General features: G+C 63.3%; 14 protein-coding genes and 1 pseudogene. 13 read left to right on the forward strand and 2 right to left on the reverse strand.

Features of this window, described 5'->3' with window-relative positions; translation table 11 throughout:
• The first annotated feature begins 152 nt into the window (after positions 1-152).
• The gene (locus ACK6AU_RS01130) at positions 153-470 is read left to right on the forward strand and encodes a Rieske (2Fe-2S) protein (protein ID WP_185701809.1); all 318 of its coding nucleotides are present in this window, start codon (positions 153-155) and stop codon (positions 468-470) included.
• Here ACK6AU_RS01130 and sfsA read toward each other — a convergent pair.
• Positions 467-1,174 (reverse strand): DNA/RNA nuclease SfsA, encoded by a 708-nt coding sequence (gene sfsA / locus ACK6AU_RS01135; RefSeq protein WP_185701808.1) that lies wholly within the window; start codon positions 1,172-1,174, stop codon positions 467-469. The two genes, ACK6AU_RS01130 and sfsA, sit on opposite strands and share 4 nt — an antisense overlap.
• Complete coding sequence (locus ACK6AU_RS01140; RefSeq protein WP_409297307.1) at positions 1,174-2,346, reverse strand: pyridoxal phosphate-dependent aminotransferase; 1,173 nt, start codon at positions 2,344-2,346, stop codon at positions 1,174-1,176. Before ACK6AU_RS01140 ends, sfsA begins: the two co-directional genes overlap by 1 nt.
• A gap of 336 nt (positions 2,347-2,682) precedes the next feature.
• On the opposite strand from ACK6AU_RS01140, the pseudogene dksA reads away from it, so the two are divergent.
• The 12 genes and pseudogenes from dksA to acs all read left to right on the forward strand — a co-directional run bounded on the left by dksA (position 2,683) and on the right by acs (position 17,912).
• Positions 2,683-3,123 (forward strand): annotated as a pseudogene (gene dksA, locus ACK6AU_RS01145) (RNA polymerase-binding protein DksA).
• Between the two features lie 154 nt (positions 3,124-3,277).
• Positions 3,278-4,165, forward strand: a complete 888-nt coding sequence (gene gluQRS / locus ACK6AU_RS01150; RefSeq protein ID WP_409297309.1) for a tRNA glutamyl-Q(34) synthetase GluQRS — start codon at positions 3,278-3,280, stop codon at positions 4,163-4,165.
• 75 nt (positions 4,166-4,240) lie between these two features.
• Complete coding sequence (locus ACK6AU_RS01155; protein ID WP_003176118.1) at positions 4,241-4,417, forward strand: hypothetical protein; 177 nt, start codon at positions 4,241-4,243, stop codon at positions 4,415-4,417.
• Positions 4,401-7,355 carry a sensor histidine kinase gene (locus ACK6AU_RS01160; RefSeq protein ID WP_185701805.1) on the forward strand — a complete coding sequence of 985 codons (2,955 nt, stop codon included), beginning with the start codon at positions 4,401-4,403 and terminating at the stop codon, positions 7,353-7,355. Before ACK6AU_RS01155 ends, ACK6AU_RS01160 begins: the two co-directional genes overlap by 17 nt.
• 22 nt (positions 7,356-7,377) lie before the next feature.
• Entirely contained in the window at positions 7,378-8,796 is a 1,419-nt protein-coding gene (locus ACK6AU_RS01165; RefSeq protein ID WP_185701804.1) for a sigma-54 dependent transcriptional regulator, read from the forward strand.
• Between the two features lie 735 nt (positions 8,797-9,531).
• Positions 9,532-10,929, forward strand: coding sequence for a polynucleotide adenylyltransferase PcnB (locus ACK6AU_RS01170; RefSeq protein ID WP_409297311.1), 1,398 nt, complete (start codon positions 9,532-9,534; stop codon positions 10,927-10,929).
• A gap of 3 nt (positions 10,930-10,932) precedes the next feature.
• Positions 10,933-11,412, forward strand: coding sequence for a 2-amino-4-hydroxy-6-hydroxymethyldihydropteridine diphosphokinase (gene folK, locus ACK6AU_RS01175; protein WP_185701802.1), 480 nt, complete (start codon positions 10,933-10,935; stop codon positions 11,410-11,412).
• Positions 11,413-11,802: 390 nt separating this feature from the next.
• Positions 11,803-12,603: a 3-methyl-2-oxobutanoate hydroxymethyltransferase gene (panB, locus tag ACK6AU_RS01180; protein ID WP_185701801.1), complete on the forward strand. Its 801-nt coding sequence runs from the start codon at positions 11,803-11,805 to the stop codon at positions 12,601-12,603.
• Positions 12,600-13,460: a pantoate--beta-alanine ligase gene (panC, locus tag ACK6AU_RS01185; RefSeq protein ID WP_185701800.1), complete on the forward strand. Its 861-nt coding sequence runs from the start codon at positions 12,600-12,602 to the stop codon at positions 13,458-13,460. The genes panB and panC overlap by 4 nt, the downstream gene beginning before the upstream one ends.
• 106 nt (positions 13,461-13,566) lie before the next feature.
• Complete coding sequence (gene panD, locus ACK6AU_RS01190) at positions 13,567-13,947, forward strand: aspartate 1-decarboxylase (RefSeq protein ID WP_058433573.1); 381 nt, start codon at positions 13,567-13,569, stop codon at positions 13,945-13,947.
• A gap of 231 nt (positions 13,948-14,178) precedes the next feature.
• Complete coding sequence (gene pgi / locus ACK6AU_RS01195; protein WP_185701799.1) at positions 14,179-15,843, forward strand: glucose-6-phosphate isomerase; 1,665 nt, start codon at positions 14,179-14,181, stop codon at positions 15,841-15,843.
• Between the two features lie 131 nt (positions 15,844-15,974).
• The gene (gene acs / locus ACK6AU_RS01200; protein WP_409297315.1) at positions 15,975-17,912 is read left to right on the forward strand and encodes an acetate--CoA ligase; all 1,938 of its coding nucleotides are present in this window, start codon (positions 15,975-15,977) and stop codon (positions 17,910-17,912) included.
• Positions 17,913-17,946: the final 34 nt, after the last annotated feature.

Raw genomic sequence — 17,946 nt, forward strand, 5'->3', positions numbered from 1 at the left:
AGGCATCGAAATGAGCAAGCGCCCCTTAGCGAGCGAGATGGCCATTTGATAATTGTTTTCATTTGACCGTCAAGCGCCGGCGCATTCGCTCCTGTAACCGCAGTAAACCCGTGACAGGCCGCTGCCAGGGCCTTCGGAGCCAGAGGATGAGCATGAAATTTCTTTGCACCGGCAGCGACCTGCCCGAGGCCGGCAGCCGGGGATTCCAGATCGGGGACGTGAAGCTCCTGGCCGTACGCCGTAACCGCCAGGCTTATGTCTACAGCAACCGCTGTCCACATCGCGGGGTCCCCCTGGAGTGGCAACCCGACCAGTTCCTGGACCCCAGCCGCAGCCTGATCCAGTGCGCCACCCATGGCGCACTGTTCCTGATCGAAAATGGCGAATGCGTGGCCGGCCCCTGCGCCGGCCAGTTCTTGCAAGCCATCGACTGCCGCGAGGACAGCCAGGGGATCTGGGTCGATCTCTAGAGCAGCACCTCGAGGCGCCGGTCGATGCAGACTTGCTCGGCCGTCAGGCTGACGCCATAGGCCAGCACCTCGACCCCGGCCGCCACTGCCTCGCGCAGCGCCGCGGCATAACCCGGATCGATTTCCTCGGCCGGGCGCACCGCGTCGATGCCCGACAGGTTGACGCAATACAACTGCACCGCCCGGACACCGTCGCGAGCCAGGGTCGCCAGCTCCCTCAGGTGCTTGGCGCCACGCTGGGTCACCGCGTCGGGAAAGGCCGCGACCGACGAACCATCGAAGCCCAGGGTGACGCTCTTGACCTCGACGAAGGCCGAGCCATGGAGGTAGTCGAGGCGAAAATCGACACGGCTGTTTTCCTGCCCATAGGCCACCTCGCGCTTGAGCCCGGTGAAACCGCGCAACTCCTCGATCACCCCGGCCTGCAACGCTTGCTCCACCAGGCGGTTGGCCCGCCCGGTATTCACGCAGGCCAACCGCCCCTGCGGGGTTTCACTGATTTCCCAGGTCCCCGCAAGCTTGCGCTTGGGGTCGTTGGAGCGGCTGAACCATACCTGTCCGCCTTCGACCATGCAGTTGAGCATCGAGCCGGTATTGGGACAATGGATGGTCATCTGCTCGCCGTCGAGCGTCTCGATATCGGCCAGGAAGCGCTTGTAGCGGCGCAGCAGGCGCCCCTCTTCCAGCGGAGGATCGAAACGCATCAGCCTTGCCAGCTCTGCAGGCCACGGGCGATTCGCTCCACCGCTTCCTGCAGGCGCTCCAGGCTCTGGGTGTAGGCGAAACGCACATGGTGCCCGGCCTGGTAACGCCCGAAGTCCAGGCCTGGGGTGAAGGCCAGGTGTTCGGTCTCCAGGAAGTGCCGGCAAAAGGCGAAGGCATCGCCACCAAAGGCACTGATATCGGCATACAGGTAGAACGCGCCTTCTGGCTCCACGGCGATGCCGAAGCCCAGCTCACGCAGCGCCGGTAGCAGGAAGTCGCGACGCCGCCCGAACTCGGCGCGCCGTTGTTCCAGGATGTCGATGGTCGCGGGCTCGAAACAGGCCAGGGCGGCATGCTGGGCCACGCTGGGGGCGCTGATGTAGAGGTTCTGCGCCAGCTTCTCCAGCTCACCGATGGCAGCCTCTGGCGCTACCAGCCAGCCCAGGCGCCAGCCGGTCATGCCGAAATACTTGGAAAAACTATTCAGGACGAAAGCGCTGTCATCCACCTCCAGGACGCTGGCCGCATCGGTGCCATAGGTCAGGCCGTGGTAGATCTCATCCACCACCAGATGCCCGTTGCGCGCCTTGACCGCGGCGGACAGGCCCGCCAATTCGTCGCGGCTGAGCACGGTACCGGTGGGGTTCGCCGGGGACGCCACCAGGGCGCCGACGCTGTCCTGGTCCCAGTAGCGCTCCACCAGGTCCGGAGTCAGCTGGTAACGCACATCGGGGCCGACCGGGACCAGTTGCGCGGCGCCTTCCACCAGGCGCAGGAAATGCCGGTTGCAAGGATAGCCGGGGTCCGCCAGCAACCAGTGCTTGCTGGGGTCCACCAGCAGGCTGCTGGCCAGCAGCAGGGCACCGGAACCACCGGGAGTGATCATGATCCGCTCGGGATCGATGTCCAGGCCATAACGCTGCCGGTAGAAACCGGAGATCGCCATGCGCAGCTCGGGAATGCCACGAGCCGCGGTGTAGCGGGTCTTGCCGGCACCCAGGGCCGCCTGGCCGGCCTGGACGATCGGTGCTGCGGTGGTGAAGTCCGGTTCGCCGATCTCCAGGTGGATCACATCGTGTCCGGCGGCTTGCAGTTCGTTGGCCCGGGCCAGCAAGGCCATGACATGGAAAGGTTCGATAGCGCGACTGCGCGCACTGTAGGGCAGAGCCATTGGCCTTCCTTCATCCAAGGGGAGCAAAAACCCGATTCTACCCATGCTCTCAAGATAGGGAGAACCCGGGCTTGCCCAAGCGCCTTGTTCCTGGCTTAGCACGTAATCAACGGAACCCGCAGCATTGGCTAAAATCAATGATTGAACGCGGCAGCCAGAGAGCCCTGTAGGACTTTTCCTACCCCTGTAGACCAGGCAGGACAGGGGTTCGACAACCGGGAGTAGCGCGCTCTGATTTGATCTGGTAAGTTCGCCGGCTTGCAGTCGCAGGGCCGGCAACTGTCGGAGATGGAGCAATCCTGCGCAATGGATTACAAGAGTAGAGGCGGTCCATTCATTCCCACCCCAGCAAAGCCACAGATTCAATCGATCAGCGGTTTTGAACCTTATGTTTAGACTGCGGGCGAAGAGTACATGGGCAAGCCCATGCGCGAGCACTTCACCAAGATCCTGAACAAGTGGAAGCAGGACTTGATGCAGGAAGTCGACCGCACTGTTGATCACATGAAGGACGAGGCAGCCAACTTCCCCGACCCGGCCGACCGTGCCAGCCAGGAAGAAGAATTCAGCCTCGAACTGCGCGCCCGCGACCGTGAGCGCAAGCTGATCAAGAAGATCGACAAGACCCTGCAACTGATCGAAGACGAAGAATACGGCTGGTGCGAATCCTGCGGCGTCGAGATCGGTATCCGGCGCCTGGAAGCCCGCCCTACCGCCGACATGTGCGTAGACTGCAAGACCCTGGCGGAAATCAAGGAAAAACAGGTCGGCAAGTAAGCGCCAACCTGGCCCAGAAACGGAGCGTACATACGCTCCGTTTTCGTTTCTGCACTCTCCTTTCGCCTCCCCCCGCACGAGCGATCCCGCTCGCGATGGTGCTCCCCACCGGCTCCATCGCCATCGTGGGGCCAGACCAAGTAACATCCGCACCATGACTGCCTTTCCCTACATCGGGCGCTTCGCCCCCACGCCCAGCGGCTACCTGCACTTCGGCTCGCTGGTCGCTGCCCTCGCCTCCTACCTGGATGCCCGCGCCGTCGGCGGTCGCTGGCTGCTGCGCATGGAAGACCTGGACCCACCCCGCGAAGAGCCGGGCGCCCAGGCGGCGATCCTCAAGGCCCTGGAAAGCTACGGCTTCGAATGGGACGGCGAAATGATCCGCCAGAGCGAACGCCACGACGCCTACGCCCAGGTCCTGGATCGCCTGTTCAACCAGGGGCTGGCCTACGCCTGCACCTGTTCGCGCAAGCAACTGGAGCCCTACCAGGGCATCTACCCGGGGCTGTGCCGCAACCTTGGGCACGCCCGGGATGACGCGGCGATCCGCCTGCGGGTCCCGGAACTCGAATACCACTTCATCGACCGGGTCCAGGGCCAGTTCCGCCAGCACCTGGGCCGGGAGGTGGGAGACTTCGTGATTCGCCGTCGCGACGGGCTCTATGCCTACCAGCTGGCCGTGGTGCTCGACGATGCCTGGCAGGGGATCACCGATATCGTGCGCGGCGCCGACCTGCTGGACTCCACCCCGCGCCAACTCTATCTACAGGAACTCCTGGGCCTGCCCCAGCCGCGCTACCTGCACGTACCGCTGATCACCCAGCCCGACGGCCACAAGCTCGGTAAATCCTATCGTTCGCCGCCATTGGCCGAGGACCGGGCGCCACCACTGCTCCTGCGCGCCCTGCGGGCCCTGGGGCAGAATCCGCCAGCCGAACTGGACGGCGCCAGCGTGGCCGAGATCATGCGGTGGGGAACCCACCACTGGGACGCAACGCTGATTCCGCGCACACTGAACGTGCCGGAAGCGCAATTGACCTGACGCCACTTGCAGCCTGGCACCCATCCGTTACCATCGCCGCACGTTTTCGGGCACGCACAATAAAGAGAGGCCGGGATGTACATCTATCGCTTGGTCCTGCTCCTGGTAGTGGGGATCTATCTGTTTTCCCCCGCCATCATGGATTGGTGGATCGATGCTACTGGCGCCTGGTATCGCCCGTACCTGCTCTGGCTGATTCTGATCGTCGTGACCTTCATCCTGCAGAGTCAAAAAGATGCCGATGAGCTTTAGCCTGACCCAGATGATCCTGATCAGCGCCGCCTACCTGCTGGTGCTGTTCGGGGTGGCCTGGATCAGCGAGCGTGGCATGATCCCGCGCTCGATCATCCGCCACCCGCTGACCTACACCCTGTCGCTGGGGGTCTATGCCAGTGCCTGGGCGTTCTACGGCACCGTGGGCCTGGCCTACCAGTACGGATACGGCTTCCTCTCCAGCTACCTGGGAGTGTCCGGGGCCTTCCTGTTGGCGCCGGTGCTGCTCTACCCGATCCTGAAGATCACCCGCACCTACCAACTGTCGTCACTGGCCGACCTGTTCGCCTTCCGCTTCCGCAGCACCTGGGCCGGAGCCCTGACCACCATCTTCATGCTGCTCGGGGTCCTGCCGCTGCTGGCCCTGCAGATCCAGGCGGTGGCCGACTCCATCGGCATCCTGACCCACGAACCGGTACAGCATCGGGTGGCCCTGAGCTTCTGTGCGCTGATCACCCTGTTCACTATCTTCTTCGGCTCGCGGCACATCGCCACCCGGGAAAAACACGAGGGCCTGGTGTTCGCCATCGCCTTCGAGTCGGTGATCAAGCTGATCGCCATCGGTGGCGTCGGCCTGTATGCGCTGTATGGGGTGTTCGACGGACCGCAGCAGCTGGAGCTCTGGCTGTTGCAGAACCAGACGGCCCTCGCCGCCCTGCACACGCCATTGCAGGAAGGTCCGTGGCGCACGTTGCTGCTGGTGTTCTTCGCCTCGGCGATCGTCATGCCGCACATGTACCACATGACCTTCACCGAGAACCTCAACCCCCGGGCGCTGGTCAGCGCCAGCTGGGGATTGCCGCTGTTCCTGCTGTTGATGAGCCTGGCGGTGCCATTGATCCTCTGGGCCGGCCTCAAGCTCGGCGCCACTACCAACCCCGAGTACTTCACCCTGGGCATCGGTATCGCCGCCGACAATCCCGCTCTGGCGCTGATGGCCTATGTCGGCGGGCTATCGGCCGCCAGCGGCCTGATCATCGTCACTACGCTGGCGCTGTCGGGGATGGCCCTGAACCACTTGGTACTGCCGCTTTACCAACCGCCAGCGGAAGGCAACATCTATCGCTGGCTGAAGTGGACCCGACGGGCCCTGATCGTCGCCATCATCATGGCCGGCTACGCCTTCTACCTGCTGCTGGGGGCCGAGCAAGACCTGGCCAACCTGGGGATCGTGGCCTTCGTCGCCACCTTGCAGTTCCTCCCCGGGGTGCTCTCGGTCCTGTACTGGCCGACCGCCAACCGCCGTGGCTTCATTGCCGGCCTGCTGGCGGGCATCCTGGTCTGGATGGTGACCATGCTGCTGCCGCTGGTGGGCAACCTGCAGGGCTTCTACATTCCCCTGCTGAACATGATCTACGTCCTCGACGACACCAGTTGGCACATGGCGGCCATCGCTTCGCTGGCAGCCAACGTCCTGATGTTCACCTTGATCTCGCTATTCACCAACGCCAGCTCAGAGGAGGCCAGTGCCGCCGAAGCTTGCGCGGTGGACAACGTACGCCGGCCGCAGCGCCGGGAGCTGCATGCGGCCTCGCCCCAGGAATTCGCCACCCAGCTGGCCAAGCCACTGGGGGCCAAGGCCGCGCAGAAGGAAGTGGAACAGGCCCTGCGCGACCTCTACCTGCCCTTCGACGAACGCCGCCCCTATGCGCTGCGACGCCTGCGGGACCGCATCGAGGCCAACCTGTCCGGGCTGATGGGCCCTAGCGTGGCCCAGGATATGGTGGAGACCTTCCTGCCCTACAAGGCCGGCGGCGAGAACTACGTGACCGAGGACATCCACTTCATCGAAAGCCGGCTCGAGGACTACCACTCGCGCCTCACCGGCCTGGCCGCCGAGCTCGACGCCCTGCGTCGCTACCACCGGCAGACCCTGCAAGAGCTGCCGATGGGCGTCTGCTCCCTGGCCAAGGACCAGGAGATCCTGATGTGGAACAAGGCCATGGAGGAACTCACCGGGATTCCCGCCCAGCACGTAGTGGGGTCGCGCCTGGGTACCATCGCCAACCCGTGGAGGGACCTGCTCCAGGGCTTCATCGACCTGCCCGACGAGCACTTGCACAAGCAGCATCTGGCCCTGGACGGCCAGACTCGCTGGCTGAACCTGCACAAGGCGGCCATCGACGAGCCCTTGGCGCCGGGCAACAGCGGCCTGGTGCTGCTGGTGGAGGACCTGACCGAGACCCAGACCCTGGAAGACAAGTTGGTGCACTCCGAGCGCCTGGCCAGTATCGGCCGCCTGGCCGCCGGGGTCGCCCATGAAATCGGCAACCCGGTCACCGGTATCGCCTGCCTGGCGCAGAACCTGCGCGAGGAACGCGAGGAAGATGGCGAACTGACCGAGATCAGCGAGCAGATTCTGGAGCAGACCAAGCGCATCTCGCGCATTGTCCAGTCGCTGATGAGTTTCGCCCATGCCGGCAGCCACCAGCACAACGACGAAGCCGTATGCCTGGCCGAAGTGGCCCAGGACGCCATCGGCCTGCTGGCACTGAACCGGCGAAATTTCGAGGTGCAGTTCTTCAATTTATGCGATCCCGACCACTGGGTGGATGGCGATCCCCAACGCCTGGCCCAGGTACTGATCAACCTGCTGTCCAACGCTCGCGACGCCTCCCCTGCCGGGAGCGCGGTACGCGTCAAGAGCGAGGCTTTCGAGCATACGGTCGACCTGATCGTGGAAGACGAAGGCAGCGGCATTCCCAAGAACATCATGGACCGATTGTTCGAACCGTTTTTCACCACCAAGGACCCAGGGGAAGGCACCGGTCTGGGCCTTGCACTGGTCTATTCCATCGTTGAAGAGCATTATGGACAAATCACCATCGACAGCCCGGCCGATCCACAGAGCCAGCGCGGCACCCGTATTCGAGTGACCTTACCGCGCCATGTCGAAGCGACGTCCGCTGTGAACTGAGACCGTCGAGAGAATTGAATCAATGCCGCATATTCTGATCGTCGAAGACGAAACCATCATCCGCTCCGCCTTGCGACGCCTGCTGGAACGCAACCAGTATCAGGTCAGCGAAGCCGGTTCGGTGCAGGAAGCACAGGAACGCTTCAGTATTCCCACGTTCGACCTGATCGTCAGCGACCTGCGCCTGCCAGGCGCCCCGGGCACCGAGCTGATCAAGCTTGGCCAGGGCAAGCCGGTGCTGATCATGACCAGCTACGCCAGCCTGCGCTCGGCCGTGGACTCGATGAAAATGGGCGCGGTGGACTACATCGCCAAGCCATTCGACCACGACGAGATGCTCCAGGCCGTAGCGCGTATCCTGCGTGATCGGCAGAGCGCCGACCAGGCGCCGGCCGAGCGACCAGCCGGCAAGGCCGCCAGTCCCGACAAGAGCGCGGCCGGCAACGGCGAGATCGGCATCATCGGCTCCTGCGCGCCCATGCAGGACCTGTACGGCAAGATCCGCAAGGTCGCGCCCACCGATTCCAATGTCTTGATCCAGGGCGAGTCCGGAACCGGCAAGGAACTGGTGGCGCGGGCGCTGCACAACCTGTCCAAGCGGGCCAAGGCACCGATGATTTCGGTGAACTGTGCGGCCATTCCGGAAACCCTGATCGAATCCGAACTGTTCGGCCATGAAAAAGGCGCATTCACCGGCGCCAGTGCCGGACGTGCCGGCCTGGTTGAAGCGGCCGACGGCGGCACGCTGTTCCTCGACGAAATTGGCGAGCTGCCGCTGGAAGCCCAGGCGCGCTTGCTGCGGGTCTTGCAGGAAGGCGAGATCCGCCGCGTGGGTTCGGTACAGTCGCAGAAAGTCGACGTCCGCCTGATCGCCGCGACCCACCGCGACCTCAAGAGCCTGTCGAAGATCGGCCAGTTCCGTGAAGACTTGTATTACCGCCTGCATGTGATCGCATTGAAGCTGCCGGCCTTGCGTGAGCGCGGCGCCGACGTCAACGAGATCGCCAACGCCTTCCTCGCCCGCCAGAGTGCGCGTATCGGCCGCACGGACCTGAAGTTCGCCGCCGATGCCGAACAAGCGATCCGCCATTATTCCTGGCCCGGTAACGTGCGTGAGCTGGAGAACGCCGTCGAGCGCGCGGTGATCCTGTGCGAAAGCCCGGAAATCTCCGCGGACCTGCTGGGCATCGACATCGAGCTGAGCGACCTGGAAGACGAGGACTTCGACAGCCTGGCACCGCAATCGGCGCCAACCAGCCATGAGCCCACCGAAGACCTCTCCCTGGAAGACTACTTCCAGCACTTCGTCCTCGAGCACCAGGACCACATGACCGAGACCGAGCTGGCGCGCAAGCTGGGCGTCAGCCGCAAATGCCTGTGGGAACGCCGCCAGCGCCTGGGCATCCCCCGGCGCAAGAGCGGGGTGACCAGCGAAAACTGATACGTGTGGCGGCCTGGTGGGGTAACACCGGGTTTGTGAAAAAAACTGTTACCCCTGTAAGTGGACGTAACAGAAGCCGGGGCTAAAGGTAACGAAGCCCCGGTTTTTTTTGCCTTGAGAAAAGCCGCATATCCCGCCTAACTCCTTGTTTTACTGGGCTTTGCAAAAGTTGGCACGGCACCTGCTATATGTTTGGTACAAGAACAATAACAAGCAATGCACAAGACAATAAAAATAAGACGAATCGACTCACGCATAACAAAAACAACACGGCGGAGGCGCAGCTAACTGATTCTTTTGAAGAGGCGTTGTATTGGGGGCTTGCCCCACAACCAGACTGAGAACAACAAAAACTGCCCTAAAGCAGAGCCTGAACTGGTTGGATCGAAAGATCATTGCAACTCAGCGATCAAAGCAATCCGTTTGCTCTTGGCTCCCGATTGGGAGGGTCACGCTGGGCAAACCAGGTGACAAGGGCGTTAAACAAAAACAAGAAGCCCGAAACCAATAATAAAAATAGAGCACGCAACTATTCTGGGGGAGCTTCGGCTCCCCTTGTGGTTCCTGGCGTTCAGCCATCGCTTCACTTCCATCCCTACTATTCATCCTGATGGGATGTCCTGTGCATAAGTCGCGGCAGCTTCCTACACCATCCTTCGACTAAATGCTAGAATCCCCGCCCATCATGCGGTCATTCTTCGTTTTGGCCGAACATTCCTTCAAACAGTGCATCCCATGCTGAAGAAGCTGTTCCAGTCATTCCGTTCTCCCTTGCGTCGTACGCAACATAAACGCAGCACCCCTGAAGTGCTCAACAGCAGCCAGCATTCGCTGCAGCGCGCCCAGTTCAGCCGGTATGCGGTCAATATCGTCGAACGCCTGCAGAACGCCGGCTACCAGGCCTATCTGGTGGGTGGCTGCGTGCGCGACATGCTGCTCAACATCTCTCCCAAGGATTTCGACGTCGCCACCAGCGCCACGCCGGAACAGGTCCGGGCCGAGTTCCGCAATGCGCGGATCATTGGCCGGCGGTTCAAGCTGGTGCACATCCACTTCGGCCGCGAAATCATCGAGGTGGCGACCTTCCGCGCCAATCACCCGCAGAACGAAGACGAAGAGGACAGCAACCAATCCTCGCGCAACGAAAGCGGGCGAATCCTGCGGGACAACGTCTACGGCACCCTGGAGGATGACGCGCAACGCCGCGACTTCACCATCAATGCCCTGTACTACGACCCGGTCAGCGAACGCATCCTCGACTATGCCAATGGCGTCCACGACATTCGCAACAACCTGGTGCGCCTGATCGGCGATCCACGCAAGCGCTACCAGGAAGATCCGGTGCGCATGCTGCGAGCGGTGCGTTTCGCCGCCAAGCTGAACTTCGGGATCGAGAAGCACACCGCTGCGCCGATCCGCGAACTGGCGCCGATGCTGCGGGAAATCCCCTCGGCACGCCTGTTCGAGGAAGTGCTCAAGCTGTTCCTCTCCGGCCATGCCGCCGACACCTTCGAGATGCTGGTGGACCTGCAACTGTTCGATCCGCTGTTCCCGGCCAGCGCCGAAGCCCTGGAGTACAACCCGACCTACACCCATACGTTGATCAGCGAGGCACTGGCCAATACCGATCTGCGGATCAAGCAGAACAAACCGGTGACCCCGGCCTTCCTGTTCGCGGCCCTGCTCTGGCCAGCCCTGCCGGCCCGGGTCCTGCACCTGCAGGAGCGCGGCATGCCGCCGATCCCGGCCATGCAGGAGGCCGCCCACGAACTGATCGCCGAACAGTGCCAGCGCATCGCCATCCCCAAGCGTTTCACCATGCCGATCCGCGAGATCTGGGACATGCAGGAGCGCCTGCCGCGCCGCAGTGGCAAGCGGGCCGACCAGTTGCTGGACAACCCACGCTTTCGCGCCGGCTACGACTTCCTGCTGCTACGCGAAAGCGCCGGCGAACAAACCGACGGCCTCGGTGAATGGTGGACCGACTACCAGGACGCCAATGATGCCGAACGTCGCGACATGATCCGTGACCTCAGCGGCAAGGACGATGCCAGTGGCGCGCCACGCAAACGCCGGCGCAGCGGTGGTGCCAAGCGCAAGCGGGCCGGCGGTGCCGGCGCGTCGGGCGAATAACCGATGGAGCGCATCTATATCGGCCTGGGCAGCAACCTGGCCGATCCCGAGGAGCAACTGCGCAGCGCCATCGAGGCCCTGGGGAAAATCCCCGAAAGCCTTCTGCATGGTGTCTCGGCGTTCTACCAGAGCGATTCGCTGCTGCCCGGCCAACCGCGCTTCACCAACGCCGTGGCGGCGCTGGACAGCACCCTCGAGCCGCTGCAATTGCTCGATGCGCTGCAAGCCATCGAGCAACAGCAAGGCCGGGAGCGCCACGAACGCTGGGGACCAAGGACCCTGGACCTGGACATCCTGCTGTTTGGCGAGCGACTGATCGACGAACCCCGCCTCAAAGTCCCGCACTATCATATGCAGGCCCGCCCCTTCGTCCTCTATCCCCTGGCGGAGCTGGCTCCGGCCGACCTGCAGTTGGCCGATGGCCGCAGCCTGCGGGAACTGCTCGCCGCCTGCCCATTTGTCGGCCTGGAACGCCAGGCCTGACAGCTGAAACGCATCAGAAACGGCGGTAACCCTACCGCCGTAACAATGCGGTAACACATCTAATTGACTTCCAGAGTTCTCCTCACGACTATAGGCGTCCCGTTGCCGCCATCACGGCGTTAAAGGGCGCAATTCAAGTGAAGCTTGTTCGCGGCGAACCCGGGAAACGCCAGGCAGAGGCAGTGATGCAAGGGCGGAATACCCGCCGGCACGCGAGTTCTTTCAACCATGGCAAGCTGTACAAGACGCCCGAGGGGGCGTCTCCGGGATCGTTCAAATCGCTTGGAAGCAGGCTGTATAAGCACGACAAAAGACCGTGCGCCTGAACAACGAAGAATCACGCGCGTTACTCGCAGTAGTTTCCAAAGCGCCTGAATGAGGACCCCTTTCATGCCAGACATCACCCTGACCACCCTGCAAAGCCTCAAGCAGAAAGGTGAGAAAATCACCATGCTGACCTGCTATGACGCCACCTTCGCCCACACCTGCAACGAAGCCGGCATCGAAGTCCTGTTGGTCGGCGATTCCCTGGGCATGGTCTTGCAAGGGCACGACAGCACATTGCCAGTCACCATCGACGACATGGCCTACCATGTCGCAGCGGTGAAACGCGGCAACAGCGGGGCCCTGATCCTCGCCGACCTGCCTTTCATGTCCTACGCCACCACTGAACAGGCCCTGAGCAGTTCGGCGCAACTGATGCAGGCCGGTGCGCATATGGTCAAGATCGAAGGCGCGGCCTGGCTGGCCGAGCCGGTACGCCTGCTGAACGAGCGCGGCGTGCCGGTCTGCGTGCACATGGGGCTGACCCCACAGACCGTGAACGTCCTGGGCGGCTACAAGGTCCAGGGACGCAACGAGAGCCAGGCCCGGCAGATGCGTGCCGATGCCATCGCCCTGGAGCAGGCCGGTGCGGCCATGCTGCTGCTCGAATGCGTGCCCAGCGAGCTGGCGGCGGAAATCACCCAGGCGGTGAAGATCCCGGTGATCGGCATCGGCGCCGGCAGCGCCACCGATGGCCAGGTGCTGGTGCTCCACGACATGCTGGGCCTGTCCCTCACCGGACGCTCCCCCAAGTTCGTGAAGAACTTCATGGCCGGCAAGGACAGCATCCAGGCGGCGCTGAGCGCCTACGTGCAGGAAGTCAAGGCCGTCACCTTTCCTGGCGTCGAACACGGGTTCTGCGCATGAATACTGTCAAGACCGTGCGTGAATTGCGCGCCGCGGTTGCTCGCGCTCGCAGCGAAGGCAAGCGTATCGGCTTCGTGCCGACCATGGGTAACCTGCACAGCGGGCACGCTGCACTGGTAGCCAAGGCCGCCCAGCGAGTGGACTTCGTGGTCGCGAGCATCTTCGTCAACCCGCTGCAGTTCGGCGCCGGCGAAGACCTGGACAAATATCCCCGCACCCTCGCCGCCGACCAGGAAAAACTGCTCCAGGCCGGCTGCCACCTGCTGTTCGCGCCCAGTGTCGAGGAAATGTACCCCGACGGCATGGCCGGACAGACCCGGGTCAGCGTCCCGCAGTTGTCCGAAGGCCTGTGCGGCGGCAGCCGCCCCGGGCACTTCGAAGGGGTAGCCACGGTGGTCAGCAAGCTGTTCAACATGGTGCAACCCGACCTCGCGGTGTTCGGCCAGAAGGACTACCAGCAGCTGGCCGTCATCCGCGCCCTGGTGCATGACCTGAACATGCCGATCCAGATCATCGGCGAACCCACGGTGCGGGCCGAGGATGGCCTGGCGTTGTCCTCGCGCAACGGCTACCTGAGCGCAGAACAGCGGGCCATTGCGCCGGTGCTGTATCGCAGCCTGAGCCAGATCGCCGCGTCCATTCGCAGTGGCGCGCGCGACTATCCGCAGTTGCTGGCCGAACAGCAGCGCCTGCTGGAGGCCGCCGGCCTGCGCCAGGATTACCTGGAAATCCGCCACGCCCGGAACCTGCGCCCGGCCACCGCCGAGGACCGAGACCTGGTGATCCTGGTGGCGGCCTACCTGGGTACTACCCGCCTGATCGACAACCTGCACCTGGACCTCGACGCGCCGGCCTGATCAGCCGATTGCCCGAACCCCAACCTTCGGGCAAACTGCCGCCCGCCGGGGCCTGCAGCCAGAACTGCAGGCCCCTTTTCGAGGATCCGACCAAGGGAAAACCCCCATGCACGCCATCATGCTCAAGGCCAAGCTGCATCGCGCAGAAGTCACCCACGCCGTGCTTGATTACGAAGGCTCTTGCGCCATCGACGGCGACTGGCTGGACCTCTCCGGCATTCGCGAGTACGAGCAGATCCAGATCTACAACGTCGACAATGGCGAGCGCTTCACCACCTACGCCATCCGCGGCGAATCCGGTTCGCGCATGATCTCGGTGAACGGCGCGGCCGCACACAAGGCCAAGGTCGGCGATCGGGTGATCATCTGCGCCTACGCCCACTACAGCGAAGCCGAATTGCTCAACTTCAAGCCCCGCATGCTGTACATGGCTCCCGGCAACGAGCTGAGCCACACCAGCCACGCGATTCCGGTTCAGGTCGCCTGACCCCTTAGTTTCTTCACACCGCAAGCCCATGCCGCGCGGTCGGTGCAAAATAGTACCGACCGCAAGTCGCAGAAGGCCGAGACAGAAGCCCAGGCTGGAGTTACTGTTGTCGCCCCGGGTGATTAATCGAATCAGCACAGGGCCGAACGCACCAAGTCCGTGAATCCAGAATGGACGTTCCGGGCTTTTCAGTGTCCAAAAGGCAGTTCAAGCAAAAGGAAAACCGCAGCGATGGCGTACTACCGCACTCCTCACGACGTTACCGCTCTGCCCGCCTGGCAAGCGTTGAAAGAACACCGCCAAGCCATGCAGGATTTCAGCATGCGCGAGGCGTTCAATGCCGACCCTCAGCGCTTCAGCCAGTTCACCCTGAGCAGCTGCGGGCTGTTTCTCGACTATTCCAAGAACCTGATCACTGGTCAGACTCGCGACCTGCTGGTCAACCTGGCCAAGGAAGTCGGGCTGGCCGACGCGATCAAGTCGATGATGACCGGCGAACTGGTCAACGCTTCCGAAGGCCGTCCGGCCCTGCACACCGCCCTGCGCCGCCCGGTAGGCGACAAGCTGTCGGTCAATGGCGTGAACGTCATGCCGGAAGTGCACAAGGTGCTGAACCAGATCACCGAACTGGTGGGCCGCATCCACGACGGCCTGTGGCGCGGCTATACCGAGAAGCCCATCACCGACGTGGTGAACATCGGTATCGGCGGCTCCTTCCTAGGCCCGGAACTGGTCTCCGAAGCCCTGCTGTCATATACCCACAAAGGCGTGCGCTGCCACTACCTGGCCAATATCGACGGCAGCGAATTCCATGAGCTTTCGGCGAAGATCCGTGCAGAAACCACGCTGTTCATCGTCTCGTCGAAATCCTTCAATACCCTCGAGACCCTGAAGAACGCCCAGGCCGCACGCGCCTGGTACCTGGCCCAGGGCGGCTCCGAGGCCGAACTGCACCGCCACTTCATCGCGGTGTCGAGCAACAACGCCGCCGCCGTGGCCTTCGGTATCCGCGAAGAGAACATCTTCCCGATGTGGGACTGGGTCGGCGGGCGCTACTCGCTGTGGTCCGCCATCGGCCTGCCGATCGCCCTGGCCATCGGCATGTCCAACTTCAAGGAACTGCTGTCCGGCGCCTACACCATGGACCAGCACTTCCAGAGCGCTCCGTTCGAGCAGAACATGCCGGTGCTGCTGGCGCTGCTGGGCGTGTGGTACGGCAACTTCTGGGGCGCGCAGAGCCACGCGATCCTGCCGTACGACCACTACCTGCGCAACATCACCAAGCACTTGCAGCAGCTGGACATGGAGTCCAACGGCAAGAGCGTGCGCCAGGACGGCACCCCGGTGGGCACCGATACCGGCCCGGTGATCTGGGGCGGCGTGGGCTGCAACGGCCAGCACGCCTACCACCAGTTGCTGCACCAGGGCACCCAGCTGATCCCGGCCGACTTCATCGTGCCGATCGTCAGCTTCAACCCGGTGGCCGACCACCACCAGTGGCTGTACGCCAACTGCCTCTCCCAGAGCCAGGCGCTGATGCTCGGCAAGACCCGCGCCGAAGCCGAGAGCGAACTGCGCAGCAAGGGCCTGAACGAAGCCGAGGTGCAACGGCTCGCACCGCACAAGGTGATCCCAGGCAACCGGCCGAGCAACACCCTGGTGGTCGAGCGCATCAGCCCACGGCGTCTTGGCGCGCTGGTGGCACTGTACGAGCACAAGGTGTTCGTGCAAAGCGTGATCTGGGGCATCAACGCCTTCGACCAATGGGGCGTGGAGCTGGGCAAGGAGCTGGGCAAGGGCGTCTACGGCCGCCTGGTGGGCAGTGACGAAACCAGCGCCGAGGATGCCTCGACCCAGGGGCTGATCAATTACTTCCGCGGTCGTCATCGCGGCTGATCGCCTGCATCCGCGGGGGCCGGCTCGCCGGCTCCCGCTCGCCGGCTCCCGTTCGGGCCCTGGCCCTTGAACCTTGCCCTCACATGCGCGCACCCTTGAGTCTTGTCGCCAAACAAGCACAAGGAGCCGTCATGTTCGATATCAGCATTTTTCCGAAAGCCGATGCCGTCCGCCAGGCAGCCCAACTGAGCCAGGACGACTACCTCCATCTCTATCGCCAGTCAATCGAGCAGCCAGAACTGTTCTGGGCCGGGCAAGCCAAGCGTTTTTTGCACTGGAGCCACCCCTGGGCCGAGGTGCGTCGCCATGACAGCCGCACCGGCCAGGCCAGCTGGTTTGGCGGCGGCCAGCTCAATGTCAGCTACAACTGCATCGACCGCCACCTGGAAACACGCGGTGACCAGACCGCGATCATCTGGGAAGGCGACGATCCCGCCGAGTCCCTGCGCATCACCTATCGCACCTTGCACCAACAAGTCTGCCGCCTGGCCAACCTGCTCAAGAGCCGTGGCGTGAAGAAAGGCGACCGGGTGTGCATCTACATGCCGATGATCCCCGAGGCCGTCTACGCCATGCTCGCCTGCACGCGCATCGGTGCCGTGCATTCGGTGGTGTTCGCCGGCTTCTCCCCGGAGGCGCTGCGCGACCGGATCCTCAATGCCGATTGCCACACCCTGATCACCGCCGACGAAGGCCTGCGCGGCGGCAAGCGGGTGCCACTGAAAAACAATGTCGACAAGGCGTTGCTCAACTGCCCGGATGTCAGCAACGTGATCATGGTGCAGCGCACCGGCGCCGCGGTGAACTGGGTCGACGGCCGCGACATTCACTATGAACAGGCCATGGCCGCCAGCAGCGACCAGTGCGCGCCCGAGCCGATGGACGCCGAGGATCCGCTGTTCATCCTCTACACCTCAGGCAGCACCGGCAAACCCAAGGGCGTGCTGCATACCACCGGCGGCTACCTGCTGCACGTGGCCATGACCTTCAAGTACGTCATGGACTACCGCGACGGCGAGGTTTTCTGGTGCACCGCCGATGTCGGCTGGGTCACCGGCCACAGCTACATCCTCTACGGCCCGCTGGCCAACGGCGCCACCACGCTGATCTTCGAAGGAGTCCCCAACCACCCCAGCACTTCGCGCTTCTGGGAAGTGGTGGACAAGCATCGGGTGAACATCTTCTACACCGCGCCCACCGCGTTGCGTGCATTGATGCGCGAAGGTGCCGGACCGTTGCGCAACAGTTCGCGCGCCAGCCTGCGCCTGCTCGGCAGCGTCGGTGAGCCGATCAATCCGCAGGCCTGGGAATGGTATTTCAACGAGGTGGGCGAACAGCGCTGCCCGATCATCGATACCTGGTGGCAGACCGAGACCGGCGGCATCATGCTCAGCCCGCTGGCCAGCACCCGACAGATCAAGCCCGGTTGCGCCATGACGCCGATGTTCGGCGTGCAACCGGTGTTACTGGATGACCAGGGCCAGGAGATCCAGGGCGCCGGCAGCGGCATCCTGGTGCTCAAGGGCAGTTGGCCCGGGCAGATCCGTACCGTCTATGGCGATCCGCAGCGCATGGTCGAGACCTACTTCGCGCCTTACCCGGGCTACTACTTCACCGGTGACGGCGCCCGACGCGATGAAGACGGCAGCTACTGGATCACCGGGCGCATCGATGACGTGATCAACGTCTCCGGACACCGCATCGGTACCGCGGAGGTGGAGAGCGCCCTGGTGCTCCACGACAGCATCGCCGAAGCCGCCGTGGTGGGTTACCCCCATGACCTCAAGGGCCAGGGCATCTATGCCTTCGTCACGCCGATGCAGGGGATAGAGCCCGACGCTGCCCTCAAGCAGGAACTCCTGGCCCTGGTCAGCCGCGAGATCGGCAGCTTCGCCAAGCCGGAGCTAATCCAGTGGGCACCGGCCCTGCCCAAGACTCGCTCGGGCAAGATCATGCGGCGTATCCTGCGCAAGATAGCCTGCAACGAGCTGGACAGCCTGGGCGATACCTCGACCCTGGCCGACCCTGGCGTGGTGCAGGGCCTGATCGACCAACGCTTGAACCGCTGAAAGCGACGCGGCCTGGGCCGCGCCATTGTTTCCC

It is taken from the genome of Pseudomonas sp. KCJK8993 (assembly GCF_046230915.1).
In the GTDB taxonomy this organism is placed as follows: domain Bacteria; phylum Pseudomonadota; class Gammaproteobacteria; order Pseudomonadales; family Pseudomonadaceae; genus Aquipseudomonas; species Aquipseudomonas piscis.